18 protein-coding genes, 2 tRNA genes and 1 rRNA gene are annotated in these 22,312 nt (G+C 34.5%); 9 read left to right on the top strand and 12 right to left on the bottom strand.

Features of this window, described 5'->3' with window-relative positions; genetic code table 11:
• Positions 1 to 226 precede the first annotated feature (226 nt).
• The 3 genes from rrf to BMZ76_RS13025 all read left to right on the top strand — a co-directional run bounded on the left by rrf (position 227) and on the right by BMZ76_RS13025 (position 570).
• Positions 227 to 336: ribosomal RNA gene (gene rrf, locus BMZ76_RS13035) — 5S ribosomal RNA — on the top strand.
• Positions 337 to 405: 69 nt separating this feature from the next.
• Positions 406 to 478, top strand: a tRNA-Phe gene (locus BMZ76_RS13030).
• A 6-nt stretch (positions 479 to 484) separates the two neighbouring features.
• Positions 485 to 570 (top strand) — tRNA-Leu (locus BMZ76_RS13025).
• Between the two features lie 128 nt (positions 571 to 698).
• On the opposite strand, the gene BMZ76_RS13020 is transcribed toward BMZ76_RS13025, so the two are convergent.
• Positions 699 to 1,025, bottom strand: a complete 327-nt coding sequence (locus BMZ76_RS13020; RefSeq protein WP_244281817.1) for a transposase — start codon at positions 1,023 to 1,025, stop codon at positions 699 to 701.
• 687 nt (positions 1,026 to 1,712) lie between these two features.
• Positions 1,713 to 2,918 (bottom strand): aminotransferase class I/II-fold pyridoxal phosphate-dependent enzyme, encoded by a 1,206-nt coding sequence (locus BMZ76_RS13010; protein WP_091207478.1) that lies wholly within the window; start codon positions 2,916 to 2,918, stop codon positions 1,713 to 1,715.
• Between the two features lie 285 nt (positions 2,919 to 3,203).
• On the opposite strand from BMZ76_RS13010, the gene BMZ76_RS13005 reads away from it, so the two are divergent.
• Both BMZ76_RS13005 and lpdA read left to right on the top strand, forming a co-directional pair.
• Complete coding sequence (locus tag BMZ76_RS13005; RefSeq protein WP_091207474.1) at positions 3,204 to 3,662, top strand: Lrp/AsnC family transcriptional regulator; 459 nt, start codon at positions 3,204 to 3,206, stop codon at positions 3,660 to 3,662.
• Between the two features lie 151 nt (positions 3,663 to 3,813).
• The gene (gene lpdA / locus BMZ76_RS13000; RefSeq protein ID WP_091207470.1) at positions 3,814 to 5,217 is read left to right on the top strand and encodes a dihydrolipoyl dehydrogenase; all 1,404 of its coding nucleotides are present in this window, start codon (positions 3,814 to 3,816) and stop codon (positions 5,215 to 5,217) included.
• 79 nt (positions 5,218 to 5,296) lie between these two features.
• Here lpdA and BMZ76_RS12995 read toward each other — a convergent pair whose 3' ends face one another.
• Both BMZ76_RS12995 and BMZ76_RS12990 read right to left on the bottom strand, forming a co-directional pair.
• A complete protein-coding gene (locus BMZ76_RS12995) occupies positions 5,297 to 5,677 on the bottom strand; it encodes a DoxX family membrane protein (protein ID WP_091207466.1) in 381 nt (126 codons plus the stop codon).
• 42 nt (positions 5,678 to 5,719) lie between these two features.
• On the bottom strand, positions 5,720 to 6,118 hold the full coding sequence (locus BMZ76_RS12990) for a VOC family protein (protein WP_091207463.1): 399 nt from the start codon (positions 6,116 to 6,118) through the stop codon (positions 5,720 to 5,722).
• 143 nt (positions 6,119 to 6,261) lie between these two features.
• Between BMZ76_RS12990 and BMZ76_RS12985 the strand changes: the two genes are divergently transcribed.
• From BMZ76_RS12985 to BMZ76_RS12975, 3 genes are read left to right on the top strand one after another with little or no spacing between them, the layout of a single operon-like run.
• Positions 6,262 to 7,563 (top strand): anthranilate synthase component I family protein, encoded by a 1,302-nt coding sequence (locus tag BMZ76_RS12985; protein ID WP_091207459.1) that lies wholly within the window; start codon positions 6,262 to 6,264, stop codon positions 7,561 to 7,563.
• Positions 7,564 to 7,575: 12 nt separating this feature from the next.
• Positions 7,576 to 8,883: a tRNA lysidine(34) synthetase TilS gene (gene tilS, locus BMZ76_RS12980; protein ID WP_091207456.1), complete on the top strand. Its 1,308-nt coding sequence runs from the start codon at positions 7,576 to 7,578 to the stop codon at positions 8,881 to 8,883.
• 2 nt (positions 8,884 to 8,885) lie between these two features.
• Entirely contained in the window at positions 8,886 to 10,919 is a 2,034-nt protein-coding gene (locus tag BMZ76_RS12975; RefSeq protein WP_091207454.1) for a protein-disulfide reductase DsbD family protein, read from the top strand.
• Between the two features lie 6 nt (positions 10,920 to 10,925).
• On the opposite strand, the gene BMZ76_RS12970 is transcribed toward BMZ76_RS12975, so the two are convergent.
• The 5 genes from BMZ76_RS12970 to BMZ76_RS12950 are packed head-to-tail and all read right to left on the bottom strand — an operon-like array spanning position 10,926 to position 16,188.
• Positions 10,926 to 11,999, bottom strand: a complete 1,074-nt coding sequence (locus tag BMZ76_RS12970) for an alanine/ornithine racemase family PLP-dependent enzyme (protein WP_091207451.1) — start codon at positions 11,997 to 11,999, stop codon at positions 10,926 to 10,928.
• Positions 11,999 to 13,150, bottom strand: coding sequence for an alanine racemase (alr, locus tag BMZ76_RS12965; RefSeq protein WP_091207493.1), 1,152 nt, complete (start codon positions 13,148 to 13,150; stop codon positions 11,999 to 12,001). Before alr ends, BMZ76_RS12970 begins: the two co-directional genes overlap by 1 nt.
• Positions 13,140 to 14,294 (bottom strand): amidohydrolase, encoded by a 1,155-nt coding sequence (locus BMZ76_RS12960; RefSeq protein WP_091207449.1) that lies wholly within the window; start codon positions 14,292 to 14,294, stop codon positions 13,140 to 13,142. Before BMZ76_RS12960 ends, alr begins: the two co-directional genes overlap by 11 nt.
• Positions 14,295 to 14,300: 6 nt before the next feature.
• Positions 14,301 to 14,735, bottom strand: a complete 435-nt coding sequence (locus BMZ76_RS12955) for a GNAT family N-acetyltransferase (RefSeq protein ID WP_091207447.1) — start codon at positions 14,733 to 14,735, stop codon at positions 14,301 to 14,303.
• Entirely contained in the window at positions 14,716 to 16,188 is a 1,473-nt protein-coding gene (locus tag BMZ76_RS12950) for a sodium:solute symporter family protein (RefSeq protein ID WP_091207444.1), read from the bottom strand. Before BMZ76_RS12950 ends, BMZ76_RS12955 begins: the two co-directional genes overlap by 20 nt.
• A gap of 631 nt (positions 16,189 to 16,819) precedes the next feature.
• Between BMZ76_RS12950 and BMZ76_RS12945 the strand changes: the two genes are divergently transcribed.
• Positions 16,820 to 18,667, top strand: a complete 1,848-nt coding sequence (locus BMZ76_RS12945; RefSeq protein ID WP_091207441.1) for a CocE/NonD family hydrolase — start codon at positions 16,820 to 16,822, stop codon at positions 18,665 to 18,667.
• Between the two features lie 247 nt (positions 18,668 to 18,914).
• Here BMZ76_RS12945 and BMZ76_RS12940 read toward each other — a convergent pair whose 3' ends face one another.
• The 3 genes from BMZ76_RS12940 to BMZ76_RS12930 form a co-directional block, all read right to left on the bottom strand.
• Entirely contained in the window at positions 18,915 to 20,231 is a 1,317-nt protein-coding gene (locus tag BMZ76_RS12940; RefSeq protein ID WP_091207438.1) for an ammonium transporter, read from the bottom strand.
• Between the two features lie 334 nt (positions 20,232 to 20,565).
• Positions 20,566 to 20,943 (bottom strand): PH domain-containing protein, encoded by a 378-nt coding sequence (locus tag BMZ76_RS12935; RefSeq protein ID WP_091207433.1) that lies wholly within the window; start codon positions 20,941 to 20,943, stop codon positions 20,566 to 20,568.
• Between the two features lie 9 nt (positions 20,944 to 20,952).
• Positions 20,953 to 22,296 carry an amidohydrolase family protein gene (locus BMZ76_RS12930; RefSeq protein ID WP_244281816.1) on the bottom strand — a complete coding sequence of 448 codons (1,344 nt, stop codon included), beginning with the start codon at positions 22,294 to 22,296 and terminating at the stop codon, positions 20,953 to 20,955.
• Positions 22,297 to 22,312 lie beyond the last annotated feature (16 nt).

The following is a 22,312-nucleotide window of genomic DNA, read 5'->3' as shown; positions in this document are numbered from 1 at the left end:
GGGAGATGACCACGTTGATAGGCTATAGATGTAAAGGCAGTAATGTCATAGTCGAGTAGTACTAATAACCCGTAAGCTTATGTACGCTTTTCCCCGGGGTAACCCGGGGAAGAAACTTTCTAACACTTTTTATTTTCTTTATCTCAGTATGTTAAGATATTATGTAATTGATGTTTATAAGATGTAAACAACATTACAATAATTGCCCAAAGCAATTATAACCTCTTAAGGTGGTTATTGCGGCGGGGCTCACCTCTTCCCTTCCCGAACAGAGTAGTTAAGCCCGCCTGCGCAGATGGTACTGCAGTTATGTGGGAGAGTATGTCGTCGCCTTTCTTTTGAAAACCCCGTTTCTTACGAAACGGGGTTTTTTATTCATACTTCGCCTCATAAGTAAAGTAGAATGGTACCTTAGCTCAGATGGTAGAGCAATGGACTGAAAATCCATGTGTCCCTGGTTCGATCCCTGGAGGTACCACAAAATGCTCGGATGGTGAAATTGGTAGACACGCTGGACTTAAAATCCAGTGAACAGCAATGTTCGTGCGGGTTCAAGTCCCGCTCTGAGTACAAAAGACTTCATTAGTTTAAGACTAGTGAAGTTTTTTTATTTTTGAAAGTATCGTAATTTTGCTCCTTCTTAGGATCATGTCCAAAACGTGTAGAGCGATAAAAATTATGCATAAATATTAGTTAGTCTAAAAAATGAAAAACGCAACGTTTCTAACACCTCTAAATTGCGCTCTAAAAGCTTTTATTTTAGCATTGAAAGATTCCGCCGAAGCATTTGTGCTTTTGTTATCAAAATAGTTCAATATGGTTTGATAATGATTCATTATAGATCTTGAGATTGTATTGAAAGACTTAAACCCAGATTGATTTACGTTTTCATGCCATTTGGCTAACATCGAAAGTCCAATGATTTTATCGGTTGTTTTCTCAAAGATGTTTCTCAAATCTTTCGCTAAATTACATGCTTTTTCGAGATTGGGATATAATTCAAATAATATTGCGGCACGGTCCATTTGGTTTTACTCACATTTTTATTTGAATTTTGGTCTTCGTGATGTGCTCGGCAGTTCTGACCATTTAGATTTGTTTTTATACAGAAAATAACGGCTTCAGGCTAGTAGTTGTTTAATGGTATCTCCGTGTGCAAGTACTTTGGATTCGAACCTTTTCGTGGTTTTCTTGGCTTTCTCAATAGCTTTATTTTCGCTGTCGATTGCTTGCCAACGGTATTTGATTCTAATTTCCTGTAAAGTGGCTCATGATTTGCAATTTTTGGTCGAGGAGCAAGTATGGCTAAATTTACCACGCAACAAAAGAGGAAAAGAATTAATTTTCTTTTCTCTTTTCTGAAAAAATTTAACCACATCGGAACTTCCAAATGTTGCATTTATTAATTGAATTTAAGTCTAATAATACACCGATTGTGTATCTTTGTTCGCTGGTTAAGTGGCTCATTATTTACAACTTTGGTCAGGAGCAAATAAAGAACATTTATTCCATTCGAGAGAGAGGGCTTTTAAAAGTCCTTTCTTTTGAAAAAATGTCTTTATCTCCCCCCTAAAAGTTGCATTAATTAGTTGAATCTAGTTTGTCTAAAAAAAAACTTTAATGAAAATATTAGAGATTTTTCAGTGCACTCAAATATTTTGTTGCTTTTTTTAAATTAAAAAATAAGTATCCTATTCTTTCAGAATTGATTTTTATGTTAATATTTTCAATTTTATCATGCATTTCATCATCATTTGATATGTTCTTTCAATGTCATTATCTAAACCTATAGAAAATCGAATTAAACCGTCCGTCAGTCCCATTTCAATTTGTTCCTGCATTGGAATTTCACTAGAAGTTGAAGTTCCCGGTGCACTGAATAAGGTTTTGTAAAACCCTAAACTTACAGCAAGGTAACCCAAGTTTTTTTCTTGCATCAATTCCATTAATGCATTGGCTTTTTCTAAAGTTCCAACATCCAATGTCATCATGCCGCCAAAACCATATTCTGGATCAATCATCGTTGCATACAATTTATGACTAGGGTGACTTTTTAATCCCGGATAAACCGTTTTTAATCCTACTTTTTCAAAACGTTCTGCTAGATATAGCGCATTATGGCTGTGCTGTTTCATTCTGAGATGTAACGTACGCAAGTTTTTCATTACACTGGCCGAACGCAAACTATCCATTGTTGGGCCCAGTAACATACTGGCGCCACTATTCACGTTTTTTAAACTATCAATAAATTCTTGTGAACCACAGGTTACACCCCCCACGGTGTCACTGCTCCCGTTAATGTATTTTGTTAAACTGTGAATGACAATATCTGCCCCTAATTTGGCAGGGGAAACGGATAATGGTGAAAATGTATTATCCACCACTAACTTCAAATTGTGTCTTTTTGCTATTTTTGCTAAACCGGCAATGTCAGCCACTTCTAGCAAAGGATTGCTCACCGTTTCGCAGTATAAAACTTTAGTTTCTTGAGTAATTGCGGCTTCCACTACATCAAGTTTTGTGATATCGACAAATGTAGTTTTGATACCTAATCTTGGAGTGAAATTCTTTAAAAAAGCATAGGTTCCACCGTAAATAGTTCTGCTTGAAACGATGTGATCACCCGTTCCACACAATTGCAATAGAGTAGGCGTAATCGCTCCCATTCCCGAGGCCGAAACATTAGCTGATTCTGTTCCTTCCATTGCTGCTAAGGCTTTGTCTAAGTATAAATTGCTCGGTGAGGAATGACGAGAATACAAATAGCAACCTTCCATATTGCCTTCAAAAGTATCAAACATTGTTTTTGCTGATAAAAAAGTATAAGTTGAGGAGTCAGAAATAGAGGGATTTACACCACCAAATTCACCAAAGTACTGTAAATCCTGAATGTTATCTGCTGGATTGAAATTTTTCATAATTTATATTTAATCGTTTATTTAGGAGCTATTTCCAGCTATTCGTTTCAATCTTTTCTTTTTTTAAGGAAAAAAGAAAAGGATTTTCACTGCTATCTGGGCTAGAAATCTCGGGTATATCGAGAAATCTATTTCAAAATAAAAGCATTATAGATTAATAATCAATCATATTAGTAAATATTGGATTTTAAAACTATAAAATAAGATTAATGTAAATTAATTTTCTAAATTAGCTTCTTAAATAGTATGGATATAGATTTTATTTTAATTCAACTTCAATAAAAAATGATATTAGACGCTACAGACAAAAAACTGCTTTTTTTATTACAGACAGATAGTAAGAAAACAACCAAGGAACTTTCTTTAAAACTCAATCTTTCGGTTACTGCCGTTTACGAACGCATTAAAAAATTAGAGAGAGAAGGAATTATTGATAAATATGTAGTGTTAGTTAATCGTTCGAAAGTAGGAAAAGGGTTTGTCGTTTTTTGTCACCTCAAATTAATACAACACACCAAGGAGTTTATTACAACATTCGAAAATGAAGTGATACAACTCACTGAAGTTATTGAATGCCATCATGTGAGCGGAGATTACGACTATATACTGAAAATAGTAGTTAAAGACATGGAAGCGTACCGCGAATTTTTGGTTACAAAACTTACTATGTTACAACATATAGGAAGTACACACAGTACCTTCATGATTAATGAAGTAAAAAACACGACCATTGTTGCTATTTAAATAAATGTAAATTTAAAGCGGTATTCAAGGATAAGCAAATGGTAAGTGCTGAAAATTCATTACAAAAAACCTTCTGAATTAAACTTCAAACAAAACTTAATTCCTTAATTTTGTGGAACATTTTATAAAAACACAATAAAAAAAATATACCATGAGTTCATTTGACGTAGTCATTATAGGTTCTGGACCAGGCGGATATGTATCAGCAATTCGTTGTGCACAACTGGGTTTCAAAACAGCAATTATAGAAAAATATTCAACTCTTGGAGGAACTTGCCTCAATGTAGGTTGTATTCCATCAAAAGCATTACTTGCTTCTTCTCATCATTATAGTGAAATTGCTCATTTTGCAGAGCACGGAATTGAAATTTCCGGAGAAGTAAAAGTGAACCTTGAAAAAATGATTGCGCGCAAACAAGCTGTTGTAGATCAAACTTCGGGTGGTGTGAAATTTTTAATGGACAAAAATAAAATAACAGTTTTTGAAGGGTTGGGTTCATTTGTTGATGCTACACATGTTGCTGTTGCAAAAGCGGACGGAACTTCTGAAACGATCGAAGGTAAAAGTATCATTATCGCTACAGGTTCAAAACCATCTTCTTTACCATTTATTAAAATCGATAAAGAAAGAATTATCACCTCTACCGAAGCTTTGAAACTAAAAGAAGTACCAAAACATTTGGTAATTATTGGTGGTGGAGTTATCGGAATCGAATTAGGTCAAGTGTATTTACGATTGGGAGCGCAAGTTTCTGTAGTAGAATATTTAGACAGAATCATTCCAGGAATGGATGCTTCATTGTCTAAAGAATTGACTAAAGTATTAAAAAAACAAGGAATGAAATTTTACGTTTCGCACAAAGTGAAATCAGTAGAAAGAAATGGTGAAGGTGTTGTTATTCAAGCGGAAAATGCAAAAGGAGAAACAATTACGCTAGAAGGTGATTATTCATTAGTTTCTGTGGGACGTCGTCCATATACTGACGGTTTAAATGCGGAAAAAGCTGGAGTAAAAATCTCGGATAGAGGAATGGTTGAAGTAAATGATCATTTGCAAACTAATATTCCAAATATTTATGCAATTGGAGATGTAGTTCGTGGAGCAATGTTAGCGCACAAAGCAGAAGAAGAAGGAGCAATGGTTGCTGAAATATTAGCGGGCCAAAAACCACATATTGATTATAACTTGATTCCGGGTGTTGTTTACACTTGGCCAGAAGTGGCTGCTGTAGGACAAACGGAGGAACAATTGAAAGCGGCTGGTGTTGAATTCAAATCAGGAAGTTTCCCTTTTAAAGCTTTAGGTCGTGCTCGTGCAGGAGGGGATTTAGATGGATTTGTAAAAATCCTTGCTGATGCAAAAACTGATGAAGTGTTGGGTGTTCACATGATTGGTGCTCGTTGTGCGGATTTAATTGCTGAAGCGGTTACTGCAATGGAATTTAAAGCATCTGCTGAAGATATTTCGAGAATGTCTCATGCACATCCAACATTTGCTGAAGCAATAAAAGAAGCGGCATTAGCTGCTACTGATAATAGAGCTTTGCATGTGTAATTAGAGGATAAAATTCCTTTAAAAATAATCAAACCCGTTCAATTGAGCGGGTTTTGTTTTTTTTATGAGGTGCGCTTATTTAGTCTTTGGCCACAAATAAACTTTTATAATTGTTCCAATGGTTGAAAATCAAAAATATATTTCCCAAGAACAAGAAAAGGGCAATTGGAATTCCCTCGGGAGACAAGAAAAAATTAATAAATAAAATGTTGATGGTAATTGGTAAAATTAAAATACTGGCAAGGGTAACATAACGACCGGTTACAAATGCTAGTCCGCATAATAATTCTATTGATTTGGCTAATGGCAAGATGTAAGTCGATGCAACTAAACCCACATTAAAAGCTTTGAAATTTCCGGTAACTTCTGGCTCTGGTGCTAGTTTTAAAAAAAAGCTGATTGATGCATAAAGTAGCAAAAGTCCAATAAAAGTTCGGATAATAATAATTGCAATTTTCATAGTATATTGTGATAGAGGTTACATATTTGAAAACTATTATTGTTAAATTGCATTTTCATCCATATACATAATTTCCCATTGATGTCCGTCTAAATCGGCAAAACTATGTCCATACATCCACCCATGATCTTGTGGCTCCATATAAATTGTACCACCGGCACCAACTGCATTTTTGACCATTTCATCTACTTTTTCTCTATTGTCAACATCTATGGCAATTAATACTTCGGTATTTTTATGGGCGTTGCAAATTTCTTTTTTGGTAAAGTCTTCAAAACGTTGCTCAGTAACTAGCATCGCAAAAATATTTTCTGCTATAATCATGCAAGTGGCATGTTCATCAGTAAATTTTGGATTGAAAGAAAATCCAAGTGTAGTAAAAAAATCAATTGATTTTTTTAGGTCTTTAACAGCTAAATTGATAAAAATTTTTGAAGCCATAACGGGAATGATTTAATGATTTAAAAAATCTAAAACTGATCACGCACTATCAAATTTACAAAAAAAATAAGCTAATTTTAGTAAAATCGGTTATTGAAGGTTTATTTTTTGTTGTAATTTTGAATTTTAAACACCAATACTTTTTGAGAACTTCAATTTACAAGTCTATTTCTGATCCAAAATTGTTCAAACAGCAACTTTTATTTTGGTCTGAACAGTTTCGAGAAATCATTTATTTGGACAGCAATGATTATCCACAAAATTATTCCAGTTATGATTGTGTTCTTGCCGTTGACGCTTTTACTTCAATAAAAACAGACTATCACAATGCTTTTGAGGATTTAAAACAATACCAGCAAAATACCAAAGACTGGCTTTTTGGTTATTTATCGTATGATTTAAAAAATGATATCGAGCAATTACAATCTCAGAATTATGACGGATTGGAATTTGCGGATTTATTTTTCTTTCAACCTAAGAAACTGTTTTTATTGAAAGGGAATCAGCTGGAAATTCAATATCTCAATATGTGTGACGATGAAGTGGAGGAAGATTTTGAAGAAATCAGTGTTCAGCGTTTAGTGTTCAATAATCAGAAATCGGCAATAAAAATTCAGCAACGAATTCTGAAGGAGAATTATATTGAGAAGGTTTCAAAAGTATTGGAACACATTCATCAAGGCAATATTTATGAAGCTAATTTTTGTATGGAATTTTTTGCCGAAAATGCCGTAATAAATCCAATCGAAAAATTTATAAAACTTAACGAAATTTCTCAGCCACCATTTGCCGTTTTTTTTAAAAACAATAAACATTTTTTACTGTCGGCGACACCGGAGCGTTATTTAAGGAAAGAAGGAGAATTCATTATTTCGCAACCGATAAAAGGAACGTCGAAACGTTTTTTGGATGCAAGTCAAGATGAGCAATCAAAAATGCAATTGGCATTTGACCTAAAAGAGCGAGCCGAAAACATTATGATTACGGATTTAGTTCGCAATGATTTATCTCGAACGGCACAAAAAGGATCCGTTGAAGTACAAGAGTTGTGCAAAATTTATTCTTTTTTACAAGTGCATCAGATGATATCAACGGTTACTTCTAAATTAGATTCGCAATATTCAGTTGTTGATGTTTTGAAAACAACTTTTCCAATGGGAAGTATGACTGGAGCGCCAAAGATTTCAGTGATGAAAATCATTGAACAACTGGAAGAAACAAAACGGGGTTTATATAGTGGAGCAATGGGGTACTTTAAGCCTAACGGGGATTTCGATTTTAATGTGGTTATCCGTAGCATTTTATACAATCAAGAAAAAAAATATGTTTCTTTTTCGGTTGGAAGTGCCATCACTTCACAATCTATTCCTGAAAAGGAGTATGAAGAATGTTTGCTAAAAGCTAAAGCTATGCGAGAAGTTTTAAGTGAAATCAAAACGAATTAATTAAATTTGAATATGTTACAGAAATTCAAAAACCATCTTCTCCGTAATTTCCAGTTCTTGAACGGAAAAAAAATCCTTCTTGCCACAAGCGGAGGCAAAGACAGTATGGTTATGGTGCATCTGTTTAGGCAATTGGATTATAAAATAGGAATTGCACATTGCAATTTCCAATTGCGTGGAATGGAAAGTTTTGAAGATCAAAATTTTGTTCACGAGTATGCCACGGCACATGAAATCCCCGTGTTTATAACTCAATTTGACACTAAAGCTTTTGCTGAAGATTATAAACTTTCGACCCAAGTTGCAGCCCGAGAGTTGCGGTATAATTGGTTTTATGAGTTATTGGAAACCGAAAAATTCGACTATATTCTTACGGCACATCATGCCGATGATAATCTGGAAACATTCCTAATCAACTTCAGTCGAGGAACTGGATTAGAAGGTTTGACAGGGATTGCAGAACAAAACGAAAAAGTGATACGTCCACTTTTGGCATTTAGCCAAGACGAAATGGAAGAATATGCCGGATTAAATAGCATTCAATGGCGCGAAGACAGCAGTAATGCATCGGATAAATACCTTCGCAATAAAATTCGCCATCATCTGGTTCCAATGTTAAAAGAATTAAATCCACATTTCCTTTCCTCGTTTAACAAAACACAAACGTATTTGCAGGAAGCGCAAGTTATGGTTGAAGATGCTTCCATCATGATTTATCAGCAAGTTGCAAAACAAGAGGAGGATACTATTTATTTTGATTTAATAAAATTAAAAAAATTACCCAATTATAAATCATATTTATATCAATGGTTAAAAGAATTTGAATTTTCGGCATGGGATGATATTTATGATTTGGTCGAAAGCCAATCTGGAAAATACGTATATTCTCATGAATTTCGATTGTTAAAAGATAGAGATTCTCTAATCCTAAGTCCGATAAATTTCGTAAATGAAAAGGAGGAATATTTTATTGCTGAAGATCAAAAAGAAGTTAAGATTCCCTTAAATCTTTCATTTTGTAAAGTAGCTGACATTAATAACGTTTCAAATAAAGCTATCTTTGTGGATGCTGATAAATTGCAATTTCCTTTAGTTTTGCGCCATTGGAACGAGGGCGACAGTTTTCAACCTTTTGGTATGAATGGTAAATCGAAGAAAGTGAGTAAGCTTTTTAAAGATGAAAAATTATCATTGATAGAAAAAGAAAACTTGTGGCTTTTGAGTTCGGATGATGAAATTGTTTGGATTATTGGTCTGCGTCAGGATGAACGTTTTAGAATAGATGACACAACAAAAAATATACTTAAAATACAATTATAATAATGAAGAAACTACTATTTATACTTATTGCTTTTTTGGCTTTTGCCAATGGTGACGCTCAAATTCTTGATCCTGCAAAATGGACGACCAAAATAGAAAAAAAATCAGAAACTAATTACATCCTAACTTTTGATGCTATTATAGAAAAAGATTGGCATCTGTATTCCCAATTTACGGCTGAAGGCGGCTCTTTGCCTTTGGAAATTAGTTTTAAAAATCAAAAAGGAAATTTTAATTTAGTGGGCAAAGCTAAAGAAAGCAAAACCACGACTGCTTTCAATGATATTTTTGAAGTGAACGAAACGTACTTTGAGAAAAAAGCTCAAATTCAGCAGGAGATTTCGATTACAAATCCGAAAATCACGAAAATTGAAGTCAACTTTAATTATCAAGTTTGTAAAGAAGCGTGCATCAATATCGAGAATAATTTTTCGTTTACCATTCCTGAGGGTTCAAAAACAGCAGAAGTAGCTACTTTAGCAACCGATTTAACTACTATAGATTCGGCTAAAGTTGATACTGCAGTTGTAAATACAGATGTAAATAAAGCACAAAGTGTTACTCCTGAAAAAGTTCCTGTATTAGATTCTAAATCTTCAAAACAAAGAGGTTTATGGTCTATTTTCTTCATTGCTTTTCTTTCTGGATTTGCCGCGTTGCTTACTCCTTGTGTCTTCCCGATGATTCCTATGACGGTAAGTTTTTTTACGAAACAAAGTAAAACAAAAGCAAAAGGAATTAGGAACGCCATTATTTATGGAATTGCCATTATATTCATTTATGTAGTTTTAGGCTTTTTGGTGACCTGGATTTTTGGTGCCGATGCACTGAATGCGTTGTCGACAAATGTTTGGTTTAATATTATATTTTTTATTTTATTGGTCACATTTGCTGCCTCATTTTTAGGAGCTTTTGAAATTATGTTGCCTAATTCATGGGCTAATAAAGTAGATAATCAAGCCGACAGAGGCGGAATAATTGGAATTTTATTCATGGCGTTGGCATTAGCGATTGTATCTTTTTCTTGCACAGGACCCATAGTAGGAACACTTTTGGTTGAAGCAGCTTCTAAAGGCGGTATTGCACCAATTATCGGAATGTTCGGATTTTCATTGGCCTTAGCTTTACCTTTTATGTTGTTTGCGATGTTCCCAGGTTGGTTGAATTCACTGCCAAAATCCGGTGGATGGTTGAATACCGTTAAAGTAGTTTTAGGATTTTTAGAATTGGCTTTGGCATTCAAATTTTTATCGAATGCCGATTTGGTACTGCAGTTGCATTTCTTGGAAAGAGAAGTTTTCTTAGCGATTTGGATTGCTATTTTTGGAACATTGGCATTTTATTTATTCGGAAAAATTACGCTTCCGCATGATAGCCCCATGAATCATATTTCAGTGGGAAGATTGTCTTTTGGATTAGTAGTTTTGGCCTTTACCATCTATTTAATTCCAGGAATTTGGGGAGCACCTTTAAAATTAATTTCTGGTTTCCCGCCGCCAATGACCTATAGCGAAAGTCCATACGGAGTGGGAAACTCTAAAGGTGGTACTAATGCATCAGCTCTAATTTTGCCGGACGGCGCACATTTAGGACCGCATGATCTTATAGCTTTTGAAGATTATGAAAAAGGATTGGCTTATGCTAAATCAGTAAATAAACCCATTTTACTTGATTTCACAGGATATGCTTGTGTAAATTGCAGAAAAATGGAAGATTATGTTTGGTCTGATCCTGCGATTTTAAAAATATTACAAGATGAAGTGGTGTTGATCTCTTTATATGTTGATGATAAAAGAGAATTGCCAAAAAGCGAGCAATATGTATCTAAAGAAACGGGTAAAGAAATTGTAAGTGTGGGGAATAAATGGAGTGATTTTCAAATTACAAGATACAAAGCCAATGCGCAACCGTATTACATTGTTTTGGATACCGAAGAAAACATGTTATCTGATAAACCAGAAAGTTATAATTCAGATATCAATGCTTATAAAGGATGGTTGAGAGAGGGAATTGATCGATTTAAAAAGGCTAGATAGGCCTTTTTATTCGATTATTTTTTCGATATAGTCGGAATTTAAAAGATACAATGCACCCATATATCTTATTTTAAAAGCAACTAAATCTCCAATTTTATAGGTTTTTTTAGAATTTGAAATATCTATTACCAGCATGTCAGAACTGGCGTCCACAATTGTAATATCTTCGTCGTCAGATTCGATGTATTGGGGTTGCATGTCCAATAATCCAATATCTAGAATGGCTCTGAGTGAAGTAATTCCCAAATCAGTAACCTGATTCATTGAAAAGGAATTTCCTGCTACATTCTCGCCTAATTCACCTGTTGGTGTATTTGGTTTTTCAGTAATTTCGATGATTTCAGCATACAATTTGAAAACATCATGGTGCATTCCTTCAATGGTATTTCCGGTGAACAAATCTTTCCCGAAGAAGAGCGCTTCTCCTATTCGGAAATGATTCACTGCCATTGGTCGGGCATTTTTGAGTAGTAACGGTACCGTAACAGAAGTTCCTCCCGATACGAAGGGAATACTGATGTTGAATTTAGCTTCGATTAATTGTTTGTATAAACTCAATTGAATCAGTTTATCCTGTGTTGGCATTACACCGCTGAGGCAATTAAAATTGGTACCAATTCCAGAGATTTCGATATTCGGCATTTTTAAAATAGTACCATAAAAGGCTATTAATTCTTCTCCCATAACACCCTCACGAAGATCACCCATTTCAATCATGATTATGATTTTGTGCGTCTTATTTTGCTTCACTGCTTCATCGGAAAGTAATTGTATGGTGTAGATTTCAGTATTAAAACTGATATCGGCATACTTAACAATGCTTTCAATACTTCGTTTTGCTGGTGGTTTTATATAAACGGTTTGAATTTCCGGATCCAGTCCCTTAATTTTTTTTAAATTACTTACTCTGGAATCATGAATTTCACGTACTCCTAAAGCGATAATTTCTTTAAGATAAATTTTATTTCCACATAAGAGTTTTGACACTACTCCCCACTGAATATTTCTGGATTTAAATATGTGGTCTAAAAAATGATAATTTTCCTGTAATTTTTTGCGGTATAATTTTATAAAGGCCATTATTTTATAATTTTACGTGGAATTGCTTTAGAAATCCGAGTTAATAATTCATAATTGAGCTGATCGCTAAAATCACTAAATGAAGCAACAGAAATCGATAACTCTTTCTGAGTGCCTATGAGGACCACTTCATCCTCTTTTTTTGCCATCTCGAGATCAGTAATGTCGACGGTCATCATATTCATATTCACGGAGCCCACAACAACGCAGCGTTGTCCATGGATAAGCACACGGCCTTGATTGCTAAGTGAACGACTGTATCCGTGGCAATAGCCAATGGGAATAGTAGCAATTGTCATTTTTCTTTTAGCCATAAAACTGGTTCCATATCCTATAAATTCACCACTATTTACTTTTTTAACGCTCATTATAGCACTTTTCCAGGTGATAACGCGTTGTAATGGATCTGTTTTATTCTTTTTAGAATTAAGGTACGTTACAAATACTTCTGGACTGGGCCACAATCCATATTGCATAATTCCGATGCGCACCATATCCATTCGCGTTTGCGGAAACATTATTGATGCCGCAGAGCAAGCGGAATGTCTGATTTGTGGCTTTAGATTATTTTTACAAAAAAAGGCATATATTTCTTCGAACTTCTTAATTTGTTGATCTACTCTATAATAATTAGCGATACTTTCGGCGCCCGCATAATGAGTACAAAGTCCTTTGAAAGTGAGATGCTGTTCTTCTTTTTTTAAATAAGTAATCACAGCATTCAGTTCCTTTTTGTCAAAACCGGTTCTGTTCATTCCGGTTTCTACTTCAATATGCAGAATTGCTTTTCTATCGAGTTTTTTGGCTACTTTCATAGCATTAGTAAGTCGGCTTTTATCAAAAACAAAAAATTCGACGTCATTTTGGATTACCCATTCCAGATCTTCATCTTGTACAAGTCCCATTACCATAATTGTCGCCTTATTAGTTAAAGTAGTTTTTACAACTTTAGCTTCCTGAACATCAAAAACAGAAAAATGCTTTACGCCACATTCAAAAGCCATAGACACAAATTCCTGTACCCCATGACCATAAGCATTTCCTTTTACTACACTGGAAATAATAACTTTTTTTCCAAAGGTTTTTTTTAGAAAACCGATGTTGTTTTGATATGCAGAGCGATCAAGCTCTATGAGTGAATTAGTGTGCATTTGTAATTTGTTTACTGATTTCATGAAAAACAGCTACTCCAGTTGCTATAATTTCATCCGGGAAATCATAATCAGGATTGTGTAAAGCAGGTGTGTTTATTCCTGCTCCTATTCCAAACATTGCGCCAGGATAGTGTTGTGTAAATAAGCCAAAATCTTCACCCCACGTAAATGGTTTTTCTTTTTCGAATAATGTAAAATCAGTAACTTTTGCGGCCTTTCTGATAATTGCTACAGCCGTTTTATCATTCTCATTGGCTTGAAAACTTTGCGCCCATCTGGTTTTACACTTCAGATGATGCGCTTTTGCGATTGATTTTGCTATCTTTTCTAACGTCAATTCAATTTTTCTCATCTGCAAATTGCTGTCGCTTCGCACTGTAAAATGAATTTCTCCATCACCAGCAGCTACGCCATAGGCTTTACTTCCTATTTTGGCATAAATAGGGGTAATCAGGCAATAATTTTCTTTAGTACTGTCGGTTTGAATATTTGCGTTGAATTGATTTATAATAGTGGCTATTGCTAAGGCAGGGTTTATTCCTTTTTCGGGTTCACCTGCATGGGCGGTTTTGCCTTTTAATTTTATAATAATGCTGTTTACGGCGCAGGTAAAAGTTTCGTTTTTCACTACAATTTGATGTATTGGAAATCCAGGTAAATTGTGCAGCGCAAATACGTAATCGGGTTGCAATAAAGTAAATTTGTGATCTAACAATACTTTTTGAGCACCACTGCCATCTTCTTCGGCTGGTTGAAATAGCAAAATTACAGTTCCTGATTCCGGTTTTTTATGATGTAATTCGGCAGCTAAACCGCAAAGAATGGCCATGTGGCCATCGTGTCCGCATTTATGTGAAACGCCATTAATGATGGAACGATGTTCATAAGTATTGCTCTCTTCAATTGGCAAAGCATCCAGTTCACACCGGAATAATACTGTTTTTCCGGTTTTTGTACCTTTATAAATTGCGATTATGCCCGTTGTTCCTATTCCGGTAATCAATTCATCAGGAGGATAATTTTCGAGAAATGAAATGACGCGTTTAGCGGTTTGAATTTCTGTTCCTGAAACCTCAGGGTGTTTGTGTAATTCCTTTCGCAACCGCACAAGTGAATCGATATACTGGTTTGATTTTTCCATTTTGGACTATTTGATAAGACGCATTTCCAAATATTTATTCGTAAAGCCTAATTTTTCATATAACTTTTTGGCTGGATTGTCTGGTTCTACATGCAGTGCAATATTCCCTTCGGCAATTGATATGGCTTTTTGCATCAATTGTTTTCCTAAACCTTTTCCGCGCTGACTGTTGTCTACGGCAATGTATACCAAAATATTTTCGGGAATAAAATCTTTCATTCCCGTGTTGTTTAAGATCACAACACCTACAATTTTTTGTTCCTCGATTCCCACTATAATATTTCCTCCCTTATCAGGATTCATGACATAATCAATACATTTTTGAATGTCTGTAATGGTATCGCCATATTGTTCTAAATGAGTATAAAGGAATAGTGCTACAATTTGATTGGTGTAAATTGTATCTGCTCCAGTAATCGCATTAATTTGTTTGAATTCCATTTTGTCTTTCTTTTTTGTTAAAATGATAGATTGATATTGTAACAAATAAAATAAGTGAAATACTTATTCCATAGAGGTTTGCGTCTAAGTGTTCCGGAAGTTTTATTCCTAAGGGTAGTTTATTCTCCGTAACAATTAGCAGGATTGTGGTAGCGCCTCCAAAAAGCATACTCCAAAAAGCCGCTGTCGGATGGCTTTTTTTCCAAAACAAAGCGCCTATCACTGGGATAAACAATCCTGAAACCATAAAAGCATAGGAATAAAGCATAAGTTCCAGCACATTTTGCATTTGTGAAGCTATTAAAATAGCAAGAAAACCTACAATCAGCGTGACCAATTGTGACAGTTGCAACTCTTTTTTATGACTCAATTCTTTTTTAGAAAATTTAGCAATAATATCAGTAACAATATTTCCGGATGCTGCCATTAAACAACTATCAGCAGTCGAAAGTATGGCCGAAAAATAGGAGGATAGCATCAAGCCCATTAATCCTACAGGAAGTATAGTTGCTAATAAAATAGGCAATCCCATCTCGCTGTCCATAGAAGCTGCATCAGTAATGCCAGCAAACATTCCTTTCGTGGCGGCCACTTTAGCGAGCATCCCCAAAATCACTCCCATAAATGCCATTATGGGCCATTCAAAAACACCCGCGATCATCCATGCTTTTTTTGCTTCTTTTTCACCTTTGCTGGCATAAATTCGCTGATATAAAGTCATTCCTACAAACCAAATGGGTATTATGGTTATGGACCAATTTACAATCTGATACCATTTCACATTAGTCAACGATAAATATTCGGGTGCCAATGTAGTTTTGATAGCCTCGTAACCTCCAACGGCGGTGTAGGCAATTGGAATTCCTATGAAAACCAATCCGCCAATTAGAACTAACCATTGAATCGTGTCGGTATATATGACGGCTTTTAATCCTCCAATAGCCGTGTAAATTACCGCGATAAGTCCCATTACAATCAGTGCTGTTTGTAAATTAAGCCCTGCTATGGTTGCCGAAGCTAATTTGGCTCCAGCCAAAACCTGAGAACTCGTAAATCCAATATATCCAACGGCCGAAATAATTCCGGCCAGCAACGCAACTTTGGCGTTGTAAAAATGATTAAATATTTGTGGAAAAGTGAAAAACTTGTATTTATGGCCTAAGGCACTCACTTTTGGAATAAGGAAAACGGCACTGAGCCAAGCACCTAATAATCCGGTGAATAGCATCCAAGATCCTGATATTCCCATCGTAAAACCCAGCCCGCCCAGACCAATTGAAAATCCACCGCCAACATCTGTGGCTACCACGGACAATCCGATGTGCCAGCTACTCATATTTCTGCCACTTACATAAAAATCTTCAGCGGTTTTGTTTTTGTTGAAAAAATAAACGCCAACTCCTAACATAGCCAGCATATAAATAACAAAGATTGCATAATCTATTATGTGCATATTATTTATTTTAGATTATTTAATAGCCTGTAAATGGAATTTTTCCAAAAGGCAAAAGATGTAGTAAACTACAAAAAAGATGATTTTTTCAGAATGATTTCTGAAATCAAGGTTTTTTTATTTTGGAATAATAGTTTGCAAAAAGAGACTATTTAACCCGCAAATAATAAATTGGTATTTTACAAATGTAGGGTAAATTTATCCAAAAAGCACTCTAAAAGTTTAAGCAAAGTCTTTTTTATAAATAAATTAGAGACTTTTTTTAAGCGTTTTAACAATAAAATAAAAACGAAATACAGACTCAATGCATTACATATCATAGCATTATAAAATAAATGCTATTTAAATTTTTGTTGGGAAAAGTTAAAATAATCTTTTGTTCAAAAAAAATGTAAATTTAATTTATAACGGCAGTTTTTAAAGTTTTTGAAATAAAAATCAACATTAAATAGCATGTCGATTACTCCTTTTTTTGTAAAAATAGTGATATAAAATCACTTGGAATAGTTGAAACACTTTTTGTTATTTATTACTAATCGTTAACTATTATTCGTAAAATAATAAACAAAATAACAAGATGATTTTCTACAAGATTTTTTATCTTTAAAAACTATTTAAATCCAAAAAATTCATGAAAAAATTATTAAGTATTTCTCTTTTTTTTATTGGTGCAATTCTTTTTGCCCAAGATAAAGCACCTAATTATGTTGCGGATAATTATACTAAAAAAGAAGTGCATATCAAGATGCGTGATGGTGCAGAGTTGTTTACTTCCATTTACACTCCAAAAGACGTTTCTAAAAAATATCCTATTATAATGCAAAGAACGCCTTATAATTCTGGGCCTTATGGAGAAAATCAGTTCAAGAAAAGTATTTCTCCAAGTGAAACCATGATGAAGGAAGGATATATTGTAGTTTATCAAGATGTTCGCGGTAGATTTATGAGTGATGGTTCATACGACAATATGCGTGGTTTTATTCCAAATAAAAAAGGAAAGAAAGATACCGATGAAGCTTCGGATACGAATGATACTATTGATTGGTTGGTTAAAAATGTGGCTAACAATAATGGAAACGTTGGAACTTGGGGGATTTCATATCCGGGTTTTTATGCGACCTATTCACTATTAAGTAATCATCCCGCATTAAAAGCAGTTTCGCCTCAAGCGTGTATTGCTGATTTCTTTTTTGATGATTTTCATCATAATGGCGCTTATTTGTTGAGCTATTGGAAAGTAACGCCATTATTTGGACCTCAAAAAACAAAACGTACTACTGAGCCATGGTATAAATTCACCACTATAGGTAGCAATGACGATTACCAGTTTTTCTTGGATGCAGGCCCATTGTCTAATTTAGATCAGTATTACAATAAAGATAATGAGTTTTGGCAACAGCTGAAAGACCATTCCAGTTATGATGATTTTTGGCAAAAGCGTGGCATTTTACAACATTTAAAAAACATTAAACCAGCTGTAATGACAGTAGGAGGTTGGTTTGATGCTGAAGATTTATATGGTCCTTTGAATACCTATAGTACAATAGAAAAGAGCAGCAAAAACTACAACACGATCGTAATGGGACCATGGAGTCACGGTGATTGGGCTAGAAATTCTGCAAAACAAGTGATCGGTAATATTAATTTTGGAGACAGTATTTCCGGTTATTATCAAAAAAATATAGAAGCTAATTTCTTCCGTCATTTCTTAAAAAATAATGGGAAAGGTGAAAACAAATTACCGGAAGCCTATGTTTTTGACACTGGAAGAAAAGAATGGAAAACGTATGAAACTTGGCCTCCTCAAAATACTGAAAAACAAGATTTCTTTTTGCAAGGAAGTCAATTGACAAAAATGGCGAAGAAAAATATTTCTTTTGAAGAATTCATCAGTGATCCTAAAAAGCCGGTTCCTTATTCTGAAGATATCAAACAAGCAGGGCTAACGCCAAGGAAATACATGACGGATGATCAGCGTTTTGCGGCTAGACGCCCAGATGTGATTGTTTTTGAAACAGAAGTATTGAACGACGATACTACATTAGCCGGAGAAATATTGGCAAAATTACAAGTGTCAACCACAGGAACAGATGCGGATTGGATTGTTAAGGTGATTGACGTTTTTCCTAACGACGAGCCGGAAACAAAAGAAGTTGCACCTTATTTAAAGATGAGTAATTACCATATGATGGTGCGCAGCGAGGTTATGAGAGGACGTTTCAGAAATAGTTTCTCAAAACCGGAACCTTTTATTGCCAATGAAAAAACGCCAGTAAATATTAAATTGCAAGATGTTTTTCATACGTTCAAAAAAGGACATAAAATTCAGATTCAGGTTCAGAGTACGTGGTTTCCATTTATTGATTTGAATCCGCAAACGTTTGTTGATAATATTTTTTATGCAAAACCAGAAGATTTTCAAAAACAAACCCATAGAATTTATAATGATTCAAAAGTTGAGTTTACTATCTTAAAATAGATAATCGGGTTAAGTAATAAGAAATCATTAGACTATATTTTAAAATAAAATCCCAATCTTTTTTTTAAGATTGGGATTTTGTTTTAAAGTATGTTGGCTAAAATTAATATTTGATAAATTAGATTTTATGCTGTTAGTTCATTGTTTAATGGATAAGTATTACTTTGTAAATTATCGGTATTTAGGACAGTTTTAGAGCAAAAATAGACGCTCTGAATTTCAGAGAGTTTAATGATTTTATGATGATTTACAAAAACTCACCATGTTGAGAAATATCTAAACCTAACTCTTCTTTTTCTTCACTTACACGAAGCGGTGTAATTTTATTTACAATAAAGAAAAGGAAATAAGAAGCTGTAAAAGCAAATATGGAAACGACTACTAAAGCAGTTAATTGGTTCAAGAATAATGTAGCATCGCCAAAAATCAGTCCTTGGTTATCACCAACAAAAGAGTTGATTGATTTTGAAGCAAATACTCCAGTTAAAAGCATTCCAACCATTCCACCGACACCATGACAGGCGAAAACGTCTAAAGCATCATCAATTTTCCCTTTATGGAAACTTCTAACCACTAAATTACTCACTATACTGGCAAAGGCTCCGATGAACATTCCGTGTGGAATGCTTACAAATCCTGCCGCAGGAGTAATGGCGACTAAACCTACTACAACACCGATACAAGCTCCCATTGCAGAAAGTTTGTGACCAAGAATTTTATCAAGAAATACCCAAGACATTCCCGCCGCCGCAGCTGCAACAGTAGTTGTACCAAGCGCTTGAACTGCCAAACCGTTTGAACCTAAAGCTGATCCCGCATTGAAACCAAACCATCCAAACCATAATAAACCAGTTCCTAATAATACATAAGTGATACGAGCAGGATTTACTTTTTGTACTTTTCTTTTTCCTAAGAAAATGGCTCCGGCTAAAGCAGCCCATCCAGCACTCATGTGAACAACTGTTCCACCGGCGAAATCCAAAACTCCCATTTTAAAGAAAATACCATCTGGATGCCAAGTCATATGCGCCAATGGGGTATAAACAAATAATATGAATAAAACCATAAATAATAAGTATGCCCAAAAACGAATTCTTTCCGCAAATGCGCCTGTAATTAATGCTGGTGTGATTATGGCGAATTTCGCTTGAAATAAAGCAAACAACATAAAAGGGATTGTTGGAGCCAAACTCCATGATGTGTTGGTTCCTACACCTTGGAAAAATAAATTTGGGATAGGATTTCCTATGATGCCACCAATTGATGGGCCAAATGATAATCCAAAAGCGATAACAATCCATAAAAGGGTTACAATTATCATTGCCATAAAACTTTGAAGCATGGTACTGATAACATTTTTTTTGCCTACCATTCCACCATAAAAGAAACCTAAACCAGGAGTCATAATTAATACAAGTGCTGTAGCAACAATCATCCAAGCGGTATCGCCAGTATCAAATTTTACAGCTTCTGCCGGAGCAGGGTTATCTGTTAGAAAATAATTTGAAAAAAAGGTTAATAGCAGGATTGTGATTAATAACACACTTAAAATAATTTTTCTCATTGTTTTTCGTTTTAAATTTCAATAAAAATATAAAAATCATCATTAACCCCCTTTAAAAAAGCTATTGAATGTTTTATTTTTATGATTTAAACAATGCGTACCCCTTTTTATTATAGGTATAGTGTAATTTTGAGCTAAAAATTAGAATTTGTTAAAGTAAGGTTAAAGGAAAATCTGTTTTTAAATATTAAAGTGGGTATTCTCAAAATATTTAATATTCTGATTCGGAGTAATTTTATTTTTTTTACTGTAAACAGAATTGGGTAAAAGAAAAATGACACCAATTGAATGAATTTCAATTAATGTCATTTTTATGATTTCTTCAAGATTGTTTCTATTTCAAAGTATGCATGCTTAAAATTTTGTATACTTCATTAATGTTGTTTCCGCCTTTTCCAAATTGTTTGACAATTGGATTGTTGTCGTGATTCAACCAAATTTTTAATTCGGCATCCAAATCCAATATTCCGGCGCTTTCTTTAGAGAATTTCTTAATACTTGAATACGGAATTGACATGTAATCAACTTTGCTTCCAACCAATTGTTTTTCAACCAAAATCAGTCTTTTATTGGTGAAAATAAACATATCCCTAATAAGTTTATAAGCTTTTTCAATTTTTTCTCCATCAATTAAGATTGGCTCAAACTCATTAGAAATATTTTCAATATTTACTTCAGATGCATTGCCTAAAATGGCATTAAATAGTCCCATTGTATTACTTTATTTTTGATTGTATTTCGTTTTATAGCGGTCGTTCAGCTTTGTTTGATGCGTTTCCAGACTGATCATCCTGCCTTGGATAAAAGCGTTGGTCAATTTATTTGTTCTCATATCCAAAGCATCACCTTCAGAAACAAATAGTGTAGCGTCTTTTCCCTGCTCTAAGGTACCACATTGCGCATCAATTCCTAGTATTTTAGCAGTATTTGAGGTTATTAATTGCAACGCTTGCTCTTTATCTAGTCCGTACGCAGCGCATGTTCCTGCTAAAAATGGTAAATTTCTGGTATTCATTCTTTCATGGGCACCACTGTTTTCTAGACCTACAAGAACTCCTTTATCTGTTAATAATTTAGCATTTTTGTATGGTAAATCAATATCATGATCATCATTTTCGGGCATTTCATGCACTCGTCTAAGCAGCACGCCAATATTATTTTTTTGTAATAATTCAGCTGTTTTGTAGGCTTCATATCCGCCAACAATCACCATTTTTTTAATGCCACTTTCTTTGGTAAATTGCACCGCATCGATGATTTGTTTTTCTTCATTGGCATGAATAAAGAGAGTTTGGCTTCCGTCGTACAAACCTTTTGTGGATTCTAAAACTAAATTTCGCTCTTTCGAACTTTCGCCTAAATACGCTTTTGCATTAGATAAAAAAGAGGATAATTCTAAAATTTGTTTTGAATAATCCTTATTGGCCTCGATGTTTCCCGGTTCAAATCTGGTACCGCCACGTTTGAACGTAGTAGGAAAGTTGATGTGAATTCCATCATTTTCTTTTATTAGTGCATCTTTCCAGTGCCACGCATCTAGTTGAACAATTGAGGAAGAACCAGAAATAACTCCGCCTCTTGGTGTGATTTGAGCCATCAAAATACCGTTTGGTCTTACAGTTTCTATTACTTTTGAATCGGCTGTGTAAGCAACAATACTTCTTACGTGAGGTTTCATGGCACCAATTTCATCTTCATCATCAGAAGATTTTATGGCATCAATTTCAACTAAACCTAATGTAGAATTTGGAGCTATGAATCCTGGATAAACGTGTTTTCCGCTTGCATCAATTGTTACATCGTATGCACCTGCGGCCAATCGGATTACTCTGGCATCTGCAACCAAAGTGATTTTCCCGTCGACAAATCCGATGGCACTGTTTTCAATTATTTCACCATTTCCTAGGTGTGCTGTAGCATTGAGAATCAAAATAGATTTTGATTGTTTCGCGGCAGGTGTTTGTTGTGCCTGTGTAAGTATTGATATACTAAATGCCAATATTAAAAGATATATTTTTTTACTAATCATATTTATAGATTTTTTAGAATTGCTTTGCTTTATCATAAAAGCACGATTTTTG

The organism is Flavobacterium xueshanense (genome assembly GCF_900112975.1).
Lineage (GTDB): Bacteria > Bacteroidota > Bacteroidia > Flavobacteriales > Flavobacteriaceae > Flavobacterium > Flavobacterium xueshanense.
This window is presented reverse-complemented; position numbering and strand designations above follow the sequence as displayed.